We start from the raw sequence: 22,726 nt of genomic DNA, 5'->3' as shown, positions 1-22,726 counted from the left end.
ATATTAGTTAATTATACTGTTCATAAATTTTTCGATAACTAAGGCTGTTGTACCAAGTTGCTGCGCACTTTGTAGTTTTGAAATTTCAATAGTTGTCTTTTTAGCAATCTTTGGAATACAATATTCATTAACAGCTACTTGAATATGAGGTGCAAGAATATCTCCGATTTCTGCCCCTTGTCCACTAATGATAATCTTATTGGGATTAAGTATATGGATTAATGTAGAAATACCTTTCCCTAATAAGTAGCCGATTTTTCCAATGTTGTTTATTGCAACTTGGTCACCTATCCTTGCCGCTTCTACCATCGCTTCGACTTTGTTGTTATATTCTTTTGCTAGTTTATCATAAATTGAATATTCTCCATTTTTTATGTCTTTTTCAATATTTTGAATCGCGGCGCTTAATGAAGCCTCAACTTCCAGACAGCCCCGTTTTCCACAAGAGCATAGGGTCTGCGCATCTGAAATTGGGATGTGACTAAATTCGCCAGCAAATCCTGATGTACCTTTGAAAATATTGTCGTTAATGAGTATACCTAATCCAACACCCCAATTGAGATTAACAACAAGGGAATGAGAAGAATCCCGAGCTTCACCGAATTTTTTTTCCGCCCAAGCGACACAGCGTGAATCGTTATCAATTACAGCCGGTTTATTGAATTTGAGTTCGATCTGTTCTTTGATGTTATATAAAGGTGATTGGCTACTATAAGATTCATTTAAACCGGAATCAGCATTTACGAAACCGGGCATACTTATTCCAATTCCAATGACATATTGCAATTCAATGGAATTGCTGGAAATAAACTGATCTATTGTTTCCATAATCATGTATGCTGCATCTGGATTCCTGAGATCAATCTGCATATTGTCTTGGGAGAATAGCACACCTGCATGAAGATTGGATAAGGCAATTGATGTGTAGAACTGATCAATTGATATGCTAATAATAGTGTATCGTAGATTTTCGTTAAGCATATATTGAATGGCTTTTCTTCCACCTGTTGAGGGTGCATAACCATTTTCAACGATAATGCTTTTTGAGAGGAGCTCATTGATCTGTTTTGTCACAGAAGGAATACTTTTGGACAGCGAACTGGCAATGTCTGCAATCGGTTGCATTGGCCGATAATACAAATTTCTTAAAATCTCGTCGACCATATCTAGTTAAACTTCATTAATGCGTAATTATTGGGTTCTAATATTCGTATCTGATATTTATTTATATCATAGGTAGCTAACTGTAAACGCTCCTATTTAACCTGAGGAAAACTAGGATATTTATTTTAGCTGTTGTTAGCATGTGAAATAAAGATATATATTGTTTATTTAAAGTTCCAAATTCTTTTTAAAAAATTTAAAAAGAATTTAATAGATTCTTTATTTGCAAGTCATATACCTAAGTCTTTTGTCTAATTAATAAATGTAATTGTAACAAATATATTTCCTTTACTACCACAAACAGAAAAGCCGGCTCAGGGCCGGCTTTTTTTATCAAAATGGAAAAACTTATTTTTGTTTTGCCCAATATAAGGGGGTGTACACATTATCGGCGCCACCTAAAAGTGTGACTGCTTGACTATATCCATCACTTGATCCACTTTTGAAATTTGAGGGGTAGGGTAATCTTTGTGGAAAGAATTTGATATTGCTTGTCATATAGTTGGAACTTGTTAGATCTGGCATATTCGTTAACGGAATCTCTATTGCAGGGTTTTCAAAGAAAGGAAGTCCGAGTCTGCGGTGATCATTCCATGCCTCTAATGGTAGCCATGGTAAATTTGCAATATATTTTTGTGTAATAATTTTCGTTAGGATGTCATTCTTAATAGTTCCATCTTTATAAAGATTATTTACAGGATACTTAATATTGACCGTTCCAGCAACGTTAGTGTAACCGTCGATGTAATTCATGGTGTGTGTGCTACTTGGTTCAGCTGTATGCGTAAACTTAACGGATGTTCCAACACGGTTGAAATCTTCAGAATTTAAATATTCACCAACAAATTGACTAACGCCCCAATATGCAAAATTTGCTTTTATACCATTTTCGTAAGCAGCTTGTGCTGTTGTTCCTGTATTCCAGCCACGCAATGAGGCTTCGGCTAATAAGAAATAGGTTTCCCAGTTAGCGAAGAAAATACGAGAGCTTGCTGAAGCCCGGAAAGCTTGCGATAACGCAGGAACTTTACCTACAATGATATTGAACATATTATTTTTACTTCCTTTATCACCCCAGCTTCCCAATGAAAATGCATTCCAAGTATATTTTGTGTCTAATTTAATTGTATCACCTGGAGCGTTGACAAGATAACTTTTAGTTGTCATAGCATCATTGGTCCAAGATGGATATTTCGAAAAGTTAGGGTTGGTAAAATCTCCTGGAGTGTAAAATGCTTTGTAAGCTCTTGGGTCAATTTTATTTGGAAGTCCATCTAGCCAATATCCAGCGGAAGGGTCATTCGTTAATGAAGTGAATTGTTTATCGTATTTTTTACCAATGTAGTTTTCAGCTTTAATTGAACCAATCATAGCCGCATTCACTTGTTTTGATGAGGATACACCACCTAAGCCAATAAAAATGTTATTCATAGTAGCCGACAATGCTTGTGAATTCCATTCTCTAGACATAACGCCAGTAAGTCCGTCCCACCCAGATTTTTCTGCTACAGTAAAGTTTTGTTCAGTACTTTCAATAAATTTACCAAATTTTACCGCGTCTTCAAACTCTGTTTTAGCTTTCCCGGGTTCAATTTCTGATAAGCGCATTGCTAAACGCAAACGCATAGAGTTGCCATATCGTTGCCATTTTTCCCATGAAAACTGATAGGCACGATCATATTTTTTAATAGCATCATCTGTACCAACAGTAAGATCCATTTTGTTGACTGCATCTTTTAATTCGGCTAAAGCGTAAGCATATACGTCTTTTACTGATGATGGAGTTGGATTTGTACCTTCGGAATTGACAATAGGGACAGGACCAAAATTGTCGGCAATCTCAGTCAAAAGGTAAGCGCGCCATATTCTGGCAGCTTGTAGCATGTTGGAAGTATAGGTAAAACCAGCGTTGCTCGCCAATTGGACTTCCGATTTGTTGATCGCTAGATTAATGTTGCCAATCCATTGGCTAGAATATTTCCAGTATTCAGCGGACCATGAATCGTTAGCGGACCCTGTGGCCAACCCATTACTTAAGTGTTGTCTACCTGCGGTTTTCCAATCCAACACAAATACCCTTTCAGCAATATTTGGGTCTTGCTGAGCATCAGTTAATGATTTATTAAAGAAATACTCAGGCTGAGTCTGTGAATCATTGACATTATATGGATGTGTATTGATTTCATCAAATTTTGAACAGCTAGCAGCTGTGGTGCCCATGGCTATAATGAAAGCTATTTTTTTTATGTTGTTTTTCATTTTTTTGTTGATTAAAATTAAAAGCCAATTGTTACGTTAAGGAAATAGGACCGTGCTGTTGGGGTTGAGAAGTTTTCGAAACCAACTGCATTAGAGCTGATTGCAAAAACAGATTCTGGATCTACGCCATTTGCATGACTTTTGATCATCCACACGTTGTTAGCTGTTAAGCTTATTTTTGCCCTTTGTACAATTGAGTTTTTAAGTATTGAATTGGGCAATGAATAACTCAAAGATAGGTTTCGTAAGCGAATATTTGTCGCATCATACATATTTCGCTCTGTAATTCCTAAATTTGGATTTCCAATAGCGGCCCAATACTGTTGTGGATTGACTTCTGTAGTATTGTTAACATAACCACCTTTGCCATCACTGACAACACCGTCAACAACGAACTTATCTCTACTTCCATTAACAACCGTTACAGCAGCAACACCCGCCTGTTGTAAGGCAGCATTAGTTCCAGAGAAGAACTTTCCTCCAAAGCGTCCATCAACTAGGAAGCTTAGCCCTATGTTTTTGTAGGAAAAGGAGTTTGTTACTCCTAAGAGTGCAGACGGGTTCTGTTTTCCAAGGAATGTTGAAGCTCCTTCTAATGGTAGACCGTTTGCTCCTAAAATCATTTTTCCGAAAAATTGGCTGCTGGGATCAGTTACTCGCTGATAAGTGGAGCCAAATATTTCTCCATAATCGTGCCCCTCATCAGCTTTTATTGAGATGTTTTCTAACGCAATCAAATTGTAAGTTTTTGTCACATCCGATAACTCTAGGATTCTATTTTTGTTTTTAGAAAAATTGATATCCATGTTCCAGTTTAATTTTTCAGGAGCATTCAGGATCTTTGCGTTTAAAGATATCTCAATACCTTTATTCTCGATGTTTCCGGCATTGATATATTGACGTTGGAATCCACTGAATGGATCCATTGGAACATCAATAATTTGATTTGTCGCATTAGTTTTGTACCAGGTGAAATCTAAACCTAAACGATTATTGAAAAAACGCGTTTCGATACCCGCTTCAATTGTTTTAATCAATTCAGATTTTATGTTTTCATTGTATTTTACATCTTCCCGGCTGGTTACCGTATTGCCATTTGGATCTTTTTCTAACTTATAGGTATTAACTAATTGATATGGATCTAAATCATTACCTACTGCGGCATAAGAACCTCTAATTTTTGCGTAATTCCACCAAGTTGGTAATGTACCCCCTGTTTTAGTGATAAGATCCGTCAGGATTAGAGATGTATTTACTGAAGGATAGAAGAATGATCGATTTTTCTTGCTAAGAGCGGAGGACCAATCGTTTCTGCCTGTAAGATTTAAAAACCAAAAATTATCATAACTCAATTCGGCAGTTGCGAAAAGAGAATTAATTTGCTTCTTTGATGGCGTCGCTCGTATAGCGGGATTTGAGATACCGTTATTTGGATTAAAGACATTAGGAACAATAAGTTGACCTATATCGGTAACTTTATATTCTGACTTTGTTGTCATTATTTGACCGAATATGGAAGCTGCGCCACCCCATTTTCCCCATAGGTTGTCTTTTCTGGCATTAAGGGAGAGCATGTAGTTATTTTCGTAGAAGTTATTTGACCCAAATGAATAACTGCCTTTCCCATCTGTTGTCAATGGACTTCCTGCGTAGGTTCTATTGTCTATGGTGGTGTAATACATATCAGAACCTAACTTGGCCTCTGTATTCAACCAATCATTAAATTGATATTTTAATGATCCACTCAATAAAAAGCGGTCCCTAATGTCATTGTTTAGCCTATATTTTTCCAACCAGTATGGGTTTACCTGATTTCCTGTGCCAAACCAAAGCATGTTACCATTTGGTTGGATCGCATCGCTAAACTGGGTAATATCTAGGGATCTTGGAAACAAGAATAGGGTATTATACATATTTGATTGATTCTGACCCGAGATCGGCCGATTTTTGGCATTCATTTTCATGTATTGAGCCTTGACATCGGAAAACCATTTTTTGTTGGGACCAAAGTTTGATGATACACGTGTCATTAAATTTAAACGTGTCATTGATGATCCTGGGATTATACTCTTGTCATTTAAATAAGTGGCTGATGTATATATGTTGGTGTTATTATTCAATTGTTGTTGAAATGCGATGTTTTGTGTATGGTTAATCCCTGTATTAAAGAAATTTCCAATATTATCGTAGCTTTTCAAAGGAATATTTGTCCCATCCCAGTTTGTTACATTCTGGCCTTCAATTTTTGCTCCCCAGCTATTTGTCGTGGTATTGACGAAACTGCCATCAGTACCTTGACTGAAATCGTTTTGCAGGTCTGGACGCATAAATAGTGTTTCAATACCAATAGTGGATGAATAGGTTATGCCAGAACCTTTTTGTGCTTTACCAGACTTAGTAGTGATCACAATTACACCATTTCCTCCCCTAGAGCCATATAAAGCCGCTGCCGCACCACCTTTAAGCACAGACATGCTCTCAATATCTTCGGGGTTTAAATCACCTAGACCATTTCCGAGGTCAGTAGAGGGATTCCAAAAATCGTTGTTCTTGTCGGGATTACCAGCTCTATTATTCATTGGTACACCATCAACGACAATTAATGGTTGATTATCTCCTTTCAGGGAATTAAAACCACGCAAGATAATTTTCGAGGAGGAGGCTGGCCCGTTGGATCCTTTTACTACTTGAAGCCCTGATACTTTCCCTGTAAGCGCATTGGAAATATTATTTTCCTTAGCGTCAACCAATTGATCTCCTTTGACATCTTGAAAAGAATACCCTAAAGTTTTCTTTTCTCTTTTTATTCCCATTGCGGTAACAACAACTTCATCGAGAGCAGAAGCCTCATTTGTCAAAGTGACATTAATCGTTTTAGTCGCTCCAACCAAAATTTCTTGTGTTTTATAACCTACCAAGGAAATACGGATTGTCTCGCCTTGAGCAGCTTGGATACTAAATGCCCCATTTGAATTTGATTGGGTAGCCCGAGTTGTCCCTTTTACAGAGATCGTAGCTCCCGATAATGGCCCCTTGGCATCTGAAACTGTTCCAGAGATGCTTTGCTGTGCAAAAAGCGATGTAGCACTGAAGAGTGTGCACAACGCTAAGCCAGCTGTTTTTTTGTAGAATAGACTCATTGTTTAGTGTTTAATTTGTTAATAATTATTTAGTTAGGATCCTGCTGATATGATTTTCTGCGACAATAGCAGCAGTACCCTTTACCTGGGCATGTTTGTTTAATTCAGACATCTGGATTTGTGTGGTCTTTGCAATTTCAGGTATACAAAACTCGTTGATTGCAATCTGAATCTGCGGATTCAAAATGCGCCCCAATTCGGCGCCTCTGCCACTGACAATAATTTGTTTGGGATTTAAAATGTGAATCAATGTTGAAATTCCTTTCCCCAGCATATAGCCTATCTTTCCAAGATTGTTAATGGCTATTTGGTCTCCCACATTGGAGGCTTCAATCAGCGCATCGATTTTGTTGAGATTACTCTTAACAAATGTGCTGTAAATGGAATACTCATTTTTCTCGATATCATTTTCGGTATTCCGAATAGCCGCATTCAACGAAGCTTCTACTTCTAAGCATCCGCGTTTGCCACAAGAACAGAGCGTATTGTTATCAGAAAGTGGGATATGACTAAATTCGCCCGCAAATCCTGATTCTCCCTTAAATACAGTTCCATTAATAATAATCCCTAAACCAACGCCCCAATTTAGGTTGATGATCAAAGAATTTTCGATGTTTTTTGCCAAGCCAAATTCTTTTTCAGCAAGTGCTATGCAACGCGAATCATTTTCGATTACTGTGGCGACCTTGTATTTTTTCTCTATTTTATTTTTGATCTTATAGAGTGGATGGGTGACGGGGTATGACTCGTTGACACCAAGTTCCGAATTCACAAAACCGGGCATGCTGAGACCAATACCAATAAGCCTATCAAGGGGTATGGCAGAGGAAGTTAAGATTCGCTCAATTTCTGAAAGAAGTAAGTCGGAGGAATTATCGGATTGTAGCTCCAATGGAATATCGCGATGTTCAGCGATTATATTTTGGCCTAAATCCGTCAATGTGAATGTTGAAAAATATTGATCGGCAGATATCGTTAATATATGGAAATTCAATGATGGGTTAAGTGCAAACTGTATTGGGCGCCTTCCTCCGGTGGATTCAGCAAACCCGCATTCGACAATTATCTTTTCCTGCAAAAGGTGATTGATAACCTTTGTAATTGAAGGTGTACTTTTCGAAAGCTTTTTTACCAACTCTGCTATAGAGAGTGCTGTATCAAAATAGAGGTTTTTTAGTATTTCTTTTTCCATTGGTATTTGAAATTCTTCATAAAAGCTGGTTAAACTTTTGTTAAAGATATGTTAAAAAGAATTCAAGTTCCAAATACTTTTTAAAGTTTTTTAAAAAGTATAGCTTTTTTATATAAAATCGGTGTGAACATATTTTTATTGTAACAATTCTATTTGTAAAGTATTCTTCCCGTTTATGCCATTTATATAAACATTATGCATAAAAATGAATTCTGTAATACCTATATTTACGAACTAATCACTTAATTTATGATGAAACAACGTTATTATTCCTTGGATGTATTTCGTGGAGCTACTGTGGCGCTGATGATTATGGTAAATAATCCGGGGACATGGGCGCATATGTTCGCGCCGCTGAAACATGCAGCCTGGCATGGCTGTTCTCCTACGGACTTGGTTTTTCCGTTTTTTCTATTTGCGGTAGGAAATGCCATGTCCTTTGTGATTCCCCGATTACAGGAAGCTGGTCCTGCGGTTTTCTGGAAGAAGGTGCTTAAACGCACGGTCTTAATTTTTGCAATTGGTCTTTTTATTAACTGGTGGCCTTTTATTAAATGGGAAGGAGCAGAGCTGGTTCTTAAACAATGGGTTGATCCCAGTGATCCGAGCCGGGGCATTCGTATTCTGGGCGTATTACAACGTATTGCGATCGCCTATTGTTTTGCATCCATATTAGCGTATTATTTTAAAGAGAAGGCGATTATTTGGATTTCTGCTGGTATATTATTGTTGTATTGGGCTGTTTGTGCAATGGCAGGGGGAGCTGATCCGTATAGTTTAGAAGGATGGTTTGGAACAAAGTACGATATCGCTATCTTGGGTGTGCCCCATATTTACAAAGGAGAAGGTGTTCCATTCGACCCGGAGGGATTGATGAGTACCTTACCGGCGATCGTGCAGGTTGTGTTTGGCTATCTGGTCGGTGTGTTTATCAAGAAGCAAGGACAGGTGGACTGGTTATGGTCTAAGGTGCCTGCTTCAAACGAACCTCATTTTAAATTGTTGGCGGGGATGTTTGTGACTGGTTTTATCCTTGTTGTTTTGGCTTGGGTCTGGGCGCTCGGTTTTCCGATCAATAAAAAAATCTGGACAAGTTCGTATGTGCTTTATACAACGGGGCTTGCTACAATGACTATTGGTGGTATGATCTGGTTTATAGAAGTGCAGGGCGTTAAAAACAAATTGACGCAATTTTTTGATGTGTTTGGCAAGAATCCTTTGTTTATATTTGTACTGAGTGGAATTTTGCCACGTTTTCTGGGGTTATTTCGAATTTCAGATGGCGTAGCAGAAGATGGAACACAAAAATATATAGATGCTTTCGCTTGGTTTTATAAATATGTCTGTGCCAAAGTTCCCGGAATTCCAGAAGTTGGTTCTTTCGTCTATTCGCTGTGCTTTTTGACACTCATGTGGGTGATTTGCTACTGGTTGGACAAGAAGAAAATATACGTGAAAGTATAGTAAAGGTGAGGAGGTTATGAAAATGGATTTGCCAATCTGAAAAAAAACACTACCTTTGCACGCAATTAATAAATTTTTTAACGCTTTAATATTATTCAAGAGATGTATTTAAGTAAAGAGTACAAAGCTGAGATCTTTGCAGAATTTGCTGGATCAGCTACTAACACTGGATCTACAGAAGGTCAAGTTGCTTTATTCACTAAGAGAATTGCTCACTTAACTGAGCATTTGAAAAAGAACAGAAAAGATTTCGGTACACAACGTGCCCTACAAATGTTGGTAGGTAAACGTCGTTCATTATTGGCTTATCTTTACAAAACTGATATTAACCGTTACCGTGCGATCATTAAAGCGCTAGGTTTACGTGATATCATCAAATAAGCTTTTGTACAAAGGTTTTTTAGGAAAGCCATCCAAATTTTGGATGGCTTTTTTTATAGAATATCTCGTTTTAGGTATCATACCTATATGATGGTGTCATTAATAACTATAGTCACACGTTTATCTTGCCCAAATGCAGGCTGTCTGTATTACCTCCACCATAGCTCTCTACAAAAAATATATACACTTCATAAGTCGCTTCCTTTCTATGTTCTGGAATGGCGATATCTTGTTTGCCAGCTATTAAGCTGTTTTTCGAGTCGTTCGTCAAAAGAGGATATTCAACTCCATTATCCCCTGCGCTATATAGTACTAAGAAGGAGTCGTAAGACCTTGTGTCAAACTTCTTCTCCAGATAGGCATCATATTCCCAAGTAACCTGAAGCACTCCGTTTTCTTGATCGAAATCCATCGTGTAAGAAGTGATGGGGTTGGGGCTTCCTTTGGCAACCATAAATTTCTTCCAGTCAACTACAAAACCGTCTCCTTCCTGCATAAGTGCTTCGTTCAGATTATAAGACATCGCACCATCATATGCCCGCTTTGGATAGCTGTACGCCTTATAGCCTATCTTGATGATCGGATTTAACATACTAATATGTGACCTCACAATTTTGAAGCGTGTTCTACTGAGCAGCTGTTCAGGACTGGGCTCCCGTTTTTTAACGCGAGGGAGAGAGCGTACATAATTTCCTGTTTTCGTCAACACAAATACAACAGAACCTGCTTTCCCGGAAACAGTTCCATTAACGCCATTTTTGATAATTGCCATAACTAACTGATTAGAAAATAGATAATCAAGATAGACATTAAAACCGAAACATCCTAATACCAAATTATACCTAATCACAATTTTTAATCAATTTTTAGACAGTAATCAGTCATTGATTATTCAGTTTATACTGAGTTATCACTGAACCATCACTGAACAAACACTGAACAATTAATGTTAAAAGGTAGAATTTGATCCCTATTTGATCATAATGTGCTGTCTTTAAAATTAAAAGAGGAAAAAGGAAAGGAGCTAGGCTTGTGTAACAAAAATGTCCAAATTTAAAATCACAATTTCTGGCTTGATAAGTTAGATCTAAATATATTAAAAGCACCCAAGGTCCGATCTTTTCTGGATGGGCCGTTGTTATTCGGAAAATATTCAAAAAAGAGTACTTAAAAAAGGCACTCGAAGGTGCTTTTTTAAGAGCAGATTTCCAAAGAATGTCATCGGATGCTTCAGCTCCCTGTGGCCTGAGTATTGGCTTTGCATATTTAGCCCGATGTTAATTGCATTAATCTTAATATTTTAATTTACCTTTGTGCTGAAATCTAACGTATTTAAAATATAGGCACGCTGCCAACAAGATGAAAAGCGTGTCAAAAATAAGATTAAATGAATTACAACGAAATTAAAACAACCATCGATATGGGTAATGGCACCCAGATCGAATTGTCTACAGGAAAATTGGCAAAACAGGCTGATGGTGCTGTGGTATTAAAACAAGGTGATACGATGTTGCTTGCAACTGTCGTTTCTGCCAAAGAAGCTAAATCTGGTGTTGATTTTTTACCACTTTCAGTAGATTATCAAGAGAAATATGCGGCTACTGGCCGTATTCCGGGGGGCTTCCTACGTCGTGAGGCTAGATTATCAGACTATGAAGTATTGATTTCTCGTCTGGTAGACCGGGCTCTACGTCCATTATTCCCTGAAAACTATCACGCAGATACACAAGTTGCCATCAGCTTGATCTCTGCGGATAAAGATATTATGCCTGATGCGTTAGCAGGTCTGGCGGCTTCCGCTGCTATTGCAGTTTCTGATATTCCTTTTAACGGTCCTATTTCAGAAGTTCGTGTAGCAAAAATTGATGGTCAATTGGTTATCAATCCAAAATTATCTGAACTTGAAAATGCAACTTTAGAATTTATCGTTGCCGGCTCTGCACAGGATATCGGTATGGTGGAAGGTGAAGCAAAAGAAATTTCCGAAGCTGAAATGGTTGAAGCAATTGCTTTTGCTCATGAAGCGATCAAAAAACAAATCGCAGCACAGGTTGAATTGGCGAATCTAGTCGGTAAAACTGTAAAGCGCGAATATAACCACGAGCCTGAAAACCTTGAATTGAGAGATTCAATATTTGCAGCTACGTATGATAAAGTTTATGCTATCGCAAAATCTGCTTCAGCGAAACATGAGCGTTCTGAAAATTTTGCGAAGATCGCTGAGGAATATAGAGCAACAATGCCAGAGGAATTGGATGATGATACTGCATTCTTATTCAAAAAATATTTCCACGATGTTCAGTATGATGCTGTTCGTAACCTAGTCTTGGACGAAGGAATTCGCTTGGATGGCCGTGATGTACGTACAGTACGCCCGATCTGGTCTGAAGTGGATTACTTACCAGCAGCACACGGTTCTGCCGTATTCACACGTGGTGAAACACAGTCATTGACTTCGGTTACTTTAGGTGCTAAAGACGATGAGCAAATGATTGATGGTGCTTTTATCAACGGTTATAATAAATTTATCCTTCACTATAACTTCCCTGCGTTCTCAACAGGTGAAGTAAGACCAAATAGAGGTCCGGGCCGCCGTGAAGTTGGTCACGGTAACCTCGCGATGCGTTCATTGAAACAAGTATTACCTGCGGATAGCGAAAATCCGTATACAATCCGTGTGGTTTCCGATATTTTGGAATCCAATGGTTCATCCTCAATGGCGACTGTATGTGCCGGTACATTAGCTCTTTTGGATGCTGGTGTGAAGTTGAAAGCTCCTGTATCGGGTATCGCAATGGGATTGATCTCTGATGAGAAAACTGGTAAATATGCAATTTTATCGGATATCTTGGGCGATGAAGATCACTTGGGTGATATGGACTTTAAGGTAACAGGTACTGAAAAAGGTATTGTTGCTTGTCAGATGGACTTAAAAATCAATGGTTTGAAATGGGAGGTGTTGACGCAAGCATTGGATCAAGCGAAAGAAGCGCGTTTACATATCTTAGGTGAAATGAAGAAAACCATTTCTGCTCCACGTGAAGACTACAAACCACATGCACCTCGTATCGTTCAGTTGTTGATCGATAAAGAATTTATTGGTGCTGTGATTGGTCCAGGTGGTAAGATCATCCAAGAAATGCAACGTGAGACGGGTGCAACAATCTCTATCGAGGAAGTTGATAACAAAGGTGTCGTTCAGGTATTTGCAGACAATAAAGCCGCAATTGACGATGCTGTAGGTCGTATCAAAGCGATTGCTTCTAAACCTGAGATTGGTGAAACTTACGAAGGTAAAGTAAAATCAATTATGCCATTTGGCGCATTCGTCGAGATTATGCCAGGCAAAGATGGTTTATTGCACATCTCTGAAATCGACTGGAAGCGTCTTGAAACAATGGACGGTATTTTCAAAGAAGGTGATAAAGTAACGGTTAAATTATTGGATATTGACAAACAAGGTAAAATGAAACTTTCTCGTAAAGCTTTATTGCCTCGTCCTCCAAAAGAAGATAAACCAAAACAAGATAAGCCGAACGGCGAAGCTCCCGTAGTTGGTGCCGGACAGGAATAAGCTTATATGAATTACTATAGAAAAGCCCGCTATGTAGCGGGCTTTTTTTTGTGGGCTTAATTTGATTAACTTAGTGCTATACTTTAATTATGATCCGAATATATTGTTTTCTGTTTTTATCGGTATTATATCGGCCGGTTGTGGCGCAGGTATCAAAAAATACTGATACAAGCCATATCTATACCGCCGTGGACATTTTCCTTGTACCGGGGAGCGGGATGGATAACTTTAAGATCCATTGGCTAAATTATCTAAAAGAAGCTAAGCGGGATGGCCGGTTGGACAAAGCGATACATGCTGACCATATATTTGAGGTATTCGTCACAAAAAACGGGGAACTATTGGGCAGGAAAAGTGGTTCTGAAGATCGAGTTCTACTTGATTTTCTAAGAAGGCAAAAAAGATGGAGTCCGGGGGTTCAATCGGGGCGCCCGATATGTTATCTTTTGAAGCTCAAAGTCCCGAAAGAATTGTTTGATAAGGTAAGGATGGAAGAACTGGTTGGTCAAGGCGATTTGGTCAGGCAGGAACTTCTTGAACAATAAACAAAAGAGGCTGTCATTTCGACAGCCTCTTTTGTTTTTATAGCATAATAACGCCTTTTATCTTGGATACTTCTTTGTAGAAGTAAATGACCTGATCTGCATCTTTTACATTTACATTAACCGTGATCGAGGTGTATTTGCCTGTTTTGGAATCCTTGAAGTCAAAACGTGCATCAGTATCATCAAATACACTTTGGATCTGATTGAAATGATCTTGATCTTTTGGTAAGATAAATTTGTACGTATAGTCTTTTGGAAAGGTTTCCAAGTCCTCTAATCTCTCTTTAAAAGTTTCATAGAAGTCTTTTGGACTATCACCTCCGTCGGGGATGTCTTGTATGTTGATGTTTTTGTAATCTGCCATTTTTTGTTCTCCTTAATTTATACAGTAAGGTGTTAACAAATATTAATCCACGAATGTTTTGCTGACAATTTTTCAGTTAATTATTGTCAATACTTGATGGCCTGTCTGCTTTATTCTTTCCAAAGTTCTTATTTGGCGTAGCGCTCATCTCAATTTCCATCTGACCACCCTGTAGCAATTGTGCATGTGTGATAAATGTCTTTGTATAAGGCTTTCCGTCCAGTTTGATGGATTTGATGTACTGGTTTGCTTTGCCTTGGTTTTTCACCGTTATTGCTAGGGTTTTGCCATTTGGCAAATTAATGTTGGCCTGTTCCATCATCGGCGAGCCAAATACATAAACACCGCTCATCGCATTCAACGGATAGAATCCCATCGCGGAGAACACGTACCATGCGCTCATCTGGCCGACGTCATCGTTACCACAGAGTCCTGCTGGTGTGTTTGTGTAAAACTCAGTCATTGCTTTACGTGCTAAGGCTGCGCCCTTCCATGGCTGTCCCGCATAAGCATATAGGTAAGGAATATGATGGTTGGGCTCATTACCCTGTGCGTATTGGCCGATTAGTCCCGAGATATCTGGTGAGGCTTCGCCGCCCAAATCCGAGGACATGGTTGTGAAGTAATCCAGTTTCTTCAAAAATTGTTGTTCGCCACCAAAAAGACTGATCAAGCCTGTCACATCTTGTGGTACCAACCAGGTATATTGCCATGCGTTTCCTTCACAGTAATCATTCTCACGGTGCTTGGCCATTAGCGGATCAAAGGGACGGCGGAAGTCGCCATTAACTTTTTTGCCGACAAAGTGGCCAACTTCTTTGTCGAAGTATTGTTCGTAAAGTTTATAGCGTTTTTTGAAATAGGCAGCCTCTTCGTTTTTACCGAGTTTCTCTGCTATTTTATAAGCACCAAAATCAGCGATAGCATATTCCAGTCCCCAAGCGACCGATTCATTCGGCATGCTGTCAATAGGGATATAAGTCAGGTCACGTGCGTATTTTAGGCCGTGATCATTACCCATTGCTGTGGTCTTGACAGCTTCCCATACCAAAGGATAATCTTTCTCGTCAATGATTCCTTTTAAGAATGCATCGGCGATCACTGGAATAGCTGGCAGGCCGACCATGGTATTGGTCTCATTTCCCTGCAGATGCCACATCGGTAACTTCCCTTGTTGTTGATAGATCGCAAGCATGGTTTTGATAAAATCCTGATTGATTTTGCGGTCCTCAAGGATGGTCATCAGTGGATGAAGCCCACGATAGGTATCCCATAGGGAGAATACGGTATGATTTACAAAATCTTGCTTTTCATAAACTTGCTTATCCGTACCCAAATAATCACCGTTTGCATCGTTGAAAATTGTAGGGGCGAAATAGGTATGGTATAAAGCGGTATAGAAGATTGTTTTTGTATCCTTATCTGCTTCAAACTGGATTTTGTTTAAGGTTTTATTCCAACGTTGATCGGCTTCTTGCTTTACTTTTTCAAAATTCCAGCCTGGAATCTCCGCATTGATATTATTTAAGGCATTGGTAGAGCTGACGGGTGAAATACCGACTTTCAGTTCAATGTTCTTGTTTTTAGCTGCATCAAAGAAAAGCGCTGCTTTGATGGCTTGTCCTTTGAAGGTTGTCTGACCGAATTTTTCGTCTTTGCCATCAAAGAATCTAACCTTTTGGATAGGCTGAGAAGTTTTTATAGCAAAGTATAGCTTTTGGTCACTGGCCCAACCGGTGGAAAAACGATAACCAACGAATGTAGAATCATTGACCTGTTTGATATAGGTATCAGTTGGTTTATCCCAATTGATGTGATACCCCAGATCTACTAAAATATGGGCATTGTCTGTTTTTTCGTATTGGTATTGGTGATAACCAACTCTTTCTGTTGCTGTTAGATTCGCCTGAACGTTATAGTCATCCAGATACACACTGTAGAACCCGGGTTTAGCGACTTCATTTTCTTTTTTGAAAGATGAACCATAACCTGTATTCATCTTATTGAATTCTGCTGGGGTTAATTGCAGTTTGCCATTGGCCGGAACGATCATCAGATCATTGAGGTCACCTATACCTGTTCCGCTCAGGTGGGTGTGGGTGAAACCCAGTATTTCCTGACTTTTGTAATTGTAGCCGCTGCACCAATCCCAGCCATTGAATTTGTCCCAGATCTGTGGGATCTGCGTTGGGCCAAGCTGTACTGCACCTAAAGGTACATTGGCTCCGACAAACACGTGCCCGTGATCTGCTGATCCAATAAATGGATTGACATATTGTGTTAAATTTTGCTGAGCTTGAACGCAAAATGGTAAAATTAGCGTGCCCAACACTGTTGTGATGAGTTTATTTCCTATCATAGGTTTTGTGTTCGGGTATTTGAAACTGCCTAAAATTAGTAAATAAAACCTTTTAGCGCAATTTTATTATTATTTTAGTAAATTGTCGTTAAATTTTTTACTTTAGTAATCTTCGAAATAAAAACTAAACAAACCTACTCTACATGAAGAAACGTATTCTGATCAGTGATATCGCAAAGGCGTTGGGAATTTCTGTAACTACAGTATCCTTTATTTTGAATGACAAGGCAAAAGAGAAGCGTATCAGCGAGGCGTTGACCAAGCGCGTATTGGATTATGTCAAGAAAGTAGGGTATAAGCCAAATGAATTGGCGAAAAGCTTGCGTACCGGAAAAACCAAGATATTGGGTTTGATTATCGAAGACATCTCGAATCCATTTTTCGGTAATATCGCACGTCTGATCGAAAGCAAGGTTTACGAGCAGGGATACCGCATTATCTATTGTAGCACAAATAACGATGTGGACAAGGCGAGGGAGTTAATTCAGATGTTTTACGACCGTCAGGTCGATGGCTTTATTATTACCCCATCAGATGGCTTGGAAGATACTGTTAAGCAACTGCAGCAAAGTAATATACCCGTTGTGCTCTTTGACCGCTATTTTCCGAACCTGGAAACAGATTATGTAGGGGCTGACAACTTTCAGGGGGCCTTTGATGCCACCAATCATCTGTGTCAGCAAGGGTATAAACGTATTGGCTTTGTGTCCTTATATTCTGACCAGACGCAGATGAAAGAACGCTCAGACGGTTACCTGAAAGCAATGGATAATAACAAACAGCAAAGTTTTATACAGAAGGTGCAAATGGATGCTTCGGATGACGAAGCAATGGAGTCATTAAAAGATTTTATTTGTGAAAACCGTCTGGATGCTGTTTTATTCTCGACCAATTATCTGGCGATTTCGGGATTAAAGGCTTCGAAGAAATATAATTTTGCCATGCCTGCGATGATCGCCTTCGATGATCATACTGTATTTAAATTACTGGAGCCATCCATCACTGTTGTTTCACAGCCGATCAAGGAGATCGCAGAAAATCTGATCAATATACTTTTACTTCGATTACAGGGAAAAATAAAAGCAACACGTAAGCTCGTGTTGCCTTGTGAATTGAAAATTCGTGAGTCAACGAAAGCAAAGGCTACTTTGTAGTATTCGCTACAAATTTCATTGAAATAGAATTGACGCAATGGCGCGTGTTTTTTGCCGTGAAACCTTCTCCAAGAAAAACATGCCCCAAATGCGCACCGCATTTAGTACAGAGAATTTCTGTGCGGCGTCCATCTGCATCTGTGATCCGCGTGATTGCTTCAGGGATCTCATCATCAAAGCTCGGCCAGCCACAACCAGATTCAAATTTTGACTCCGAACGGTACAGTGGACTATCGCAACGTCGACAAATGTAAGTTCCTTTCGCTTTGTTATCCAAAAGTGCACCCGTAAAAGGACGTTCCGTCCCTTTATGCACAATCACATATTCCTCTTCTTTGCTTAACGGGTTGTATTTTTTATTCGTTTCCATTTTCGTAGTCTGTTTAATGTTCTGCTGCCCCTGACAGGAATAGCCTATGAGGAACAAACAGATACAGTAGCTATATAATAGCGCTTTCATACCTATAAAGTTACGAAATTAATATGGAAAATGTTTTTTTTAGTCCGGAATGATCTTGATATTCAGGTATTTTAAATTGTCATAGTAATGTCTTATATTTGATTGAACGACGTAATGAAAAGTTGTAGCGAAAGAGCTACTTTTTACTATAATAGTGATTTCACGGTGGTTTAAAGGCAATTGTTTAGAATGATTATAAATTGATATTAAAGGTCACAAAATTGTCAGCGATTTATTAATAAATCATACTTTTGTGGCATTGTTAGGGGGGTAGTGGCTCCTTTAACCATGGGAGTTAATTTTTTACATTCACAAATAAATAGTATAAAGTGCTAAATATGAGAACTATCTCATCCGTTTTGGGAAGCCTTGCGAGGGTGGTGTCAACGAGTTTGATGCTATTATTTGCCGTTACGACGTTGCATGCGCAAGATGTCAAGGAAGGTGAAAAAATCTTCAAATCTAAGTGTACATCCTGTCACGCCATTGACAGAAAAGTAGTTGGTCCTGCGTTGAAAGGAGTTCCAGATACAAAATCTGAAGAATGGTTGATTAAATGGATCCGCAACTCTCAAGCTCTAATTGCTTCTGGTGATGCCGAAGCGGTTAAAATCTTTGAAGAGTACAACAAGTCTGTGATGACTTCTTTTACGGATTTATCTGATGATCAGATTAAATCGGTAATCGCGTTTATCAAAGATGCCTCTGTAGAGAAACCGAAAGATCCTACTAAAGATGGCGCAGCAGCAAAAGATGACAATGCATCTATGTTCATGATCTTGGGCTTGATCGCGGTTGTTGTTTTGGCAGTTGTTGTGATCGTGGTGTTGAACCGTGTGATCCGTACCTTAGAAAATGTAATTGCTAAAAATCAGGAAGCTATTGCAGCGCAACAAGAACCTGAAGACAATCAACGTTTTGTGAAGTTTGCGAAAGCATTCGTTAAAAACAAAAAATTGGTTGGATTTACCGTGTTGATGCTTGTTGCTCTCTTGGCAGTAGGTGGTTGGAAGACGATGTGGAACGTAGGTGTCCACGAAGGTTACAAGCCTGTTCAGCCAATCAAGTTCTCACACCAAATCCACGCAGGTGTAAATAAAATTGAGTGTCAATATTGTCACGGTGGTGCATTTAAATCTAAAAATGCGTCTATTCCATCGGCCAATGTATGTATGAACTGTCACAATACAATCACTGCATCAGAGCATTACGATGGTGAAATCTCACCAGAAATCGCGAAGATCTACCGTGCGTTAGATTGGAATCCTGAGACACGTACTTATGGTAACAATCCGAAGCCAATTCAATGGGTTCGTATCCACAACTTGCCTGATTTCGCTTACTTCAATCACTCACAACACGTTGTGGTTGCTGGAGTAGAGTGTCAGACTTGTCACGGACCGATCCAAAATATGGAAGAAGTATACCAATATTCTCCATTGACCATGAAATGGTGTGTGGACTGTCACAAAAAGACAGATATCAAATCGGATAATAAATATTATGAAGATCTGATCAAGGCACACGAAAGAATTAAGAAAGGTGAGAAAATGACTGCAGCCATGATCGGTGGTCTTGAGTGTGGTAAATGTCACTATTAATAATTATTTGAAATACGCAATCTTATATACAGCTTAAATGGATAGCAATAAAAAATATTGGAAAGGTTTGGAAGAGTTAAATCAAACTCCTGCTTTCGTTGAGGGAAGCAAGGGTGAGTTTGCCGAATCTATTCCTGTAGAAGATGTATTAAACGAAGCTGGCTTGAGTACTAAAACTCCTCGCCGTGACTTCTTGAAAGCATTAGGTTTTGGTTTGGGTGCTGTTTCTTTAGCGGCTTGTAACCGTACTCCTGTGCATAAGGCAGTTCCTTACTTGATTAAGCCTGAAGAAATAACTCCAGGTATACCTAACTACTATGCTTCGACATTCAATGGTCAGAGTATCTTGGTTAAAACGCGTGAAGGTCGTCCGATCAATGTTGAGCCTAATCCGAATGCGATTGGTTTGAACCAAGGTTTGGATTCAACGACCGCTGCTTCTGTATTAGATTTATATGATGAGTCTAAATTGAAGCAAGCACAATTGAAAGGTCAAGATGTAGAGTGGTCTAAATTGGATGGGGAAGTTGTTAAAGCATTGACTGCTGCTGCATCTTCTGGCAAACAAATCACGATCGTTTCGAATACCGTAAACAGTCCTTCAACTTTGGCAGCTATCGCTGCTTTCGCAACGAAATTCCCTACAGTTAACCACGTACAATACGACGCTGTTTCTTACAGCGGTATTATCGAAGCAAATAAAGCTTCTTTTGGTAAAGCTGTAGTTCCTTCATACAATTTTGATAAAGCAAATGTAATCGTTTCAGTTGCTGCTGATTTCTTGGGAACTTGGTTGGCAGGTGAAGAACATACACAACAATACGCTAAAAACCGTGACTACAAATCATTGAAAAATGGAAAAATGTCACGTCACGTACAATTTGAGTCCGGTCTTTCGATGACGGGTACAAATGCGGATGCGCGTATTGCGATCAAACCTTCGGAAGAAGGTGCTACGTTGATCGCTTTATATAATGCAATCACTGGTCAATCATTGGCTGGCGCGACTGCAAACAAAAAAGCACAAAAAGGTGTAGCCCTAGCGGCAAAAGAATTGGTCAACAGCAAAGGTGCTGCCGTAGTTGTTGCCGGTTCAAACGATGTGAATGTTCAGGTATTGGTCAACGCGATCAACGTTGCATTGGGTGCTTACGGTACAATCATTGATTTAGATAACTATTCGAAACAATACCAAGGTTCGGATTCTTCTTTCCAAGCTTTCTTAGCTGCTGCAAAAGCTGGTCAGGTAGGTGTAGCGTTCTTCTTGAACAGCAACCCTGTTTATGACTACTTCAAAGCAGAGGATGTCAAAGCTGTATTGAAACAGATTCCTTTCACTTTATCATTCGCACAACGTGCTGATGAAACTGCGTCGGAATTGACAGCGATTGCTCCCGCAAGTACTTTCTTGGAGTCTTGGGGTGATGCTAATCCGAAAGAAGGTTTATATTCAATCGTTCAACCGACAATCAATCCTGTTTTCCAAACACGTCAAGCTGAACAAAGCTTGTTGACTTGGGCAGGAAACACAACAGATATGTACAACTTTGTTAAGAACTTGTGGTCTACACAAATCTTAGCTGGTTCTACGAAAAACTGGGATGCTGTATTGCAAACTGGTTTTGAATATAAAGGTGCCAAAGCTTCAACTGCTCCTGCATTTACAGGAAATGCTGCTGCTGCCGCTGCTGCAATCGAAGCTTCTAGCAAAGCAATCACTGGCGAGTTTGAATTGAAACTTTACGAACCTGCTGCTCTTCGCGATGGTCGTTATGCAAACAATGCTTACTTACAGGAATTGCCAGACCCAGTATCTAAAGTAACTTGGGACAATTATGCAGCCCTAAACCCTAAAGATGCTGAAAAACTAGGCTTGGGTGAAGATGGTAAAGTAACAGTAAAAGCAAATGGTGTTGAATTGGAATTGCCGGTTGTACAACAACCAGGTCAAGCACAAGGAACGGTTTCAGTTGCAGTAGGCTACGGTCGAACTAAAGTTGGTAAAGCAGGTAATGAAGTTGGTAAAAACGCATTCCCATTCGCATCTATCATCAACGGTACAGTTCAAGGCATTGCAAAAGCAACTGTAGCGAAAGCTTCCGGAACTTACCAATTGGCACAAACACAAACACACCACACGATCGAAGGTCGTAACGTGATTCGTGAGACGACATTTGCAAAATATTTGAAAGATCCTAACTCTGAGGCAGGACGTTTTACAGATAATCACAAAACGTACGATCTGTGGAATAAATATGAGCAACCGGGCCACAAATGGGTGATGGCAATCGACTTGAACGCTTGTACAGGTTGTGGTGCTTGTATCGTAGCATGTAACGTGGAGAATAACATCCCTGTTGTAGGTCGTGATGAGGTTCGTCGTCGTCGTGAGATGCACTGGTTACGTATCGATCGTTACTATACAATCGAAGGCAAAGAGAAAGATCTGACAAAAGAGAAAGAGATTGCGAAAGCTTCAGCTGAATTGGATTTCGAAGATATCACTGTTGTTCACCAACCGATGTTGTGTCAGCACTGTGGTCACGCTCCTTGTGAAACGGTTTGTCCAGTATTGGCAACAGTACACTCTTCAGAAGGTTTGAACCATATGGCATATAACCGTTGTTTTGGTACACGTTACTGTGCGAACAACTGTCCGTTCAAAGTTCGTCGTTTCAACTGGTTCGCATACTGGAATGATTCACGTTTTGACAACTACTTGAACAATGAGTTCACACAATTGGTCTTGAATCCAGATGTGGTCACTCGTTCACGTGGGGTAATGGAAAAATGTTCAATGTGTATCCAACGTATCCAAGCAGGTAAATTGCAGGCTAAGATTGAAAACCGCAAAGTGAAAGATGGTGATATCCAAATGGCTTGTCAACAAGCATGTTCGGCAAATGCAATCATCTTCGGTGACGCTAACGATCCAGAATCAGAAGTATCCAAAGCATTGCGCAACGAGCGTGTTTATTACGTACTTGAGGAAATCAATGTTCAACCGGGTATCGGTTATATGACAAAAGTTAGAAACACTTTTGAGGCGTAATCTTGTACAATATTTGA

General features: G+C 39.4%; 15 protein-coding genes. 7 read left to right on the top strand and 8 right to left on the bottom strand.

What is annotated here, in order from left to right; translation table 11 throughout:
* Positions 1 to 3: 3 nt before the first annotated feature.
* From D7322_RS17415 to D7322_RS17400, 4 genes are all read right to left on the bottom strand, one after another.
* Complete coding sequence (locus D7322_RS17415; protein ID WP_183078739.1) at positions 4 to 1,074, bottom strand: ROK family protein; 1,071 nt, start codon at positions 1,072 to 1,074, stop codon at positions 4 to 6.
* 438 nt (positions 1,075 to 1,512) lie between these two features.
* Positions 1,513 to 3,423 (bottom strand): SusD/RagB family nutrient-binding outer membrane lipoprotein, encoded by a 1,911-nt coding sequence (locus tag D7322_RS17410; protein WP_121125529.1) that lies wholly within the window; start codon positions 3,421 to 3,423, stop codon positions 1,513 to 1,515.
* 17 nt (positions 3,424 to 3,440) lie between these two features.
* Entirely contained in the window at positions 3,441 to 6,563 is a 3,123-nt protein-coding gene (locus D7322_RS17405; protein ID WP_121125528.1) for a SusC/RagA family TonB-linked outer membrane protein, read from the bottom strand.
* Positions 6,564 to 6,588: 25 nt separating this feature from the next.
* Positions 6,589 to 7,755: an ROK family protein gene (locus D7322_RS17400; RefSeq protein WP_121125527.1), complete on the bottom strand. Its 1,167-nt coding sequence runs from the start codon at positions 7,753 to 7,755 to the stop codon at positions 6,589 to 6,591.
* 249 nt (positions 7,756 to 8,004) lie between these two features.
* Between D7322_RS17400 and D7322_RS17395 the strand changes: the two genes are divergently transcribed.
* Together D7322_RS17395 and rpsO are read left to right on the top strand one after the other, a co-directional pair.
* On the top strand, positions 8,005 to 9,219 hold the full coding sequence (locus tag D7322_RS17395) for an acyltransferase family protein (RefSeq protein WP_245971366.1): 1,215 nt from the start codon (positions 8,005 to 8,007) through the stop codon (positions 9,217 to 9,219).
* Positions 9,220 to 9,321: 102 nt separating this feature from the next.
* Positions 9,322 to 9,600, top strand: a complete 279-nt coding sequence (gene rpsO, locus D7322_RS17390; RefSeq protein ID WP_077437930.1) for a 30S ribosomal protein S15 — start codon at positions 9,322 to 9,324, stop codon at positions 9,598 to 9,600.
* A 112-nt stretch (positions 9,601 to 9,712) separates the two neighbouring features.
* On the opposite strand, the gene D7322_RS17385 is transcribed toward rpsO, so the two are convergent.
* Positions 9,713 to 10,372, bottom strand: a complete 660-nt coding sequence (locus D7322_RS17385; RefSeq protein ID WP_121125525.1) for a DUF6266 family protein — start codon at positions 10,370 to 10,372, stop codon at positions 9,713 to 9,715.
* A gap of 615 nt (positions 10,373 to 10,987) precedes the next feature.
* On the opposite strand from D7322_RS17385, the gene pnp reads away from it, so the two are divergent.
* Both pnp and D7322_RS17375 read left to right on the top strand, forming a co-directional pair.
* Positions 10,988 to 13,174: a polyribonucleotide nucleotidyltransferase gene (pnp, locus tag D7322_RS17380; RefSeq protein WP_121125524.1), complete on the top strand. Its 2,187-nt coding sequence runs from the start codon at positions 10,988 to 10,990 to the stop codon at positions 13,172 to 13,174.
* An 89-nt stretch (positions 13,175 to 13,263) separates the two neighbouring features.
* The gene (locus tag D7322_RS17375) at positions 13,264 to 13,719 is read left to right on the top strand and encodes a hypothetical protein (protein ID WP_121125523.1); all 456 of its coding nucleotides are present in this window, start codon (positions 13,264 to 13,266) and stop codon (positions 13,717 to 13,719) included.
* Positions 13,720 to 13,756: 37 nt separating this feature from the next.
* Here D7322_RS17375 and D7322_RS17370 read toward each other — a convergent pair whose 3' ends face one another.
* Positions 13,757 to 14,083 (bottom strand): DUF493 domain-containing protein, encoded by a 327-nt coding sequence (locus tag D7322_RS17370; protein ID WP_121125522.1) that lies wholly within the window; start codon positions 14,081 to 14,083, stop codon positions 13,757 to 13,759.
* Between the two features lie 76 nt (positions 14,084 to 14,159).
* Complete coding sequence (locus D7322_RS17365; protein WP_121125521.1) at positions 14,160 to 16,442, bottom strand: GH92 family glycosyl hydrolase; 2,283 nt, start codon at positions 16,440 to 16,442, stop codon at positions 14,160 to 14,162.
* A gap of 143 nt (positions 16,443 to 16,585) precedes the next feature.
* Between D7322_RS17365 and D7322_RS17360 the strand changes: the two genes are divergently transcribed.
* Entirely contained in the window at positions 16,586 to 17,596 is a 1,011-nt protein-coding gene (locus D7322_RS17360; protein ID WP_121125520.1) for a LacI family DNA-binding transcriptional regulator, read from the top strand.
* On the opposite strand, the gene D7322_RS17355 is transcribed toward D7322_RS17360, so the two are convergent.
* Positions 17,586 to 18,056 carry a methionine-R-sulfoxide reductase gene (locus tag D7322_RS17355; protein WP_121125519.1) on the bottom strand — a complete coding sequence of 157 codons (471 nt, stop codon included), beginning with the start codon at positions 18,054 to 18,056 and terminating at the stop codon, positions 17,586 to 17,588. The genes D7322_RS17360 and D7322_RS17355 overlap by 11 nt on opposite strands.
* Before the next feature lie 338 nt (positions 18,057 to 18,394).
* Here D7322_RS17355 and D7322_RS17350 point away from each other — a divergent pair, with 338 nt between their 5' ends.
* The gene (locus tag D7322_RS17350; protein ID WP_121125518.1) at positions 18,395 to 19,657 is read left to right on the top strand and encodes a cytochrome c3 family protein; all 1,263 of its coding nucleotides are present in this window, start codon (positions 18,395 to 18,397) and stop codon (positions 19,655 to 19,657) included.
* 37 nt (positions 19,658 to 19,694) lie between these two features.
* A complete protein-coding gene (locus tag D7322_RS17345) occupies positions 19,695 to 22,709 on the top strand; it encodes a TAT-variant-translocated molybdopterin oxidoreductase (RefSeq protein WP_121125517.1) in 3,015 nt (1,004 codons plus the stop codon).
* The last annotated feature ends 17 nt before the right edge of the window (positions 22,710 to 22,726 follow it).

This window comes from Sphingobacterium puteale, from assembly GCF_003627955.1.
In the GTDB taxonomy this organism is placed as follows: Bacteria; Bacteroidota; Bacteroidia; order Sphingobacteriales; family Sphingobacteriaceae; genus Sphingobacterium; species Sphingobacterium puteale.
This window is presented reverse-complemented; position numbering and strand designations above follow the sequence as displayed.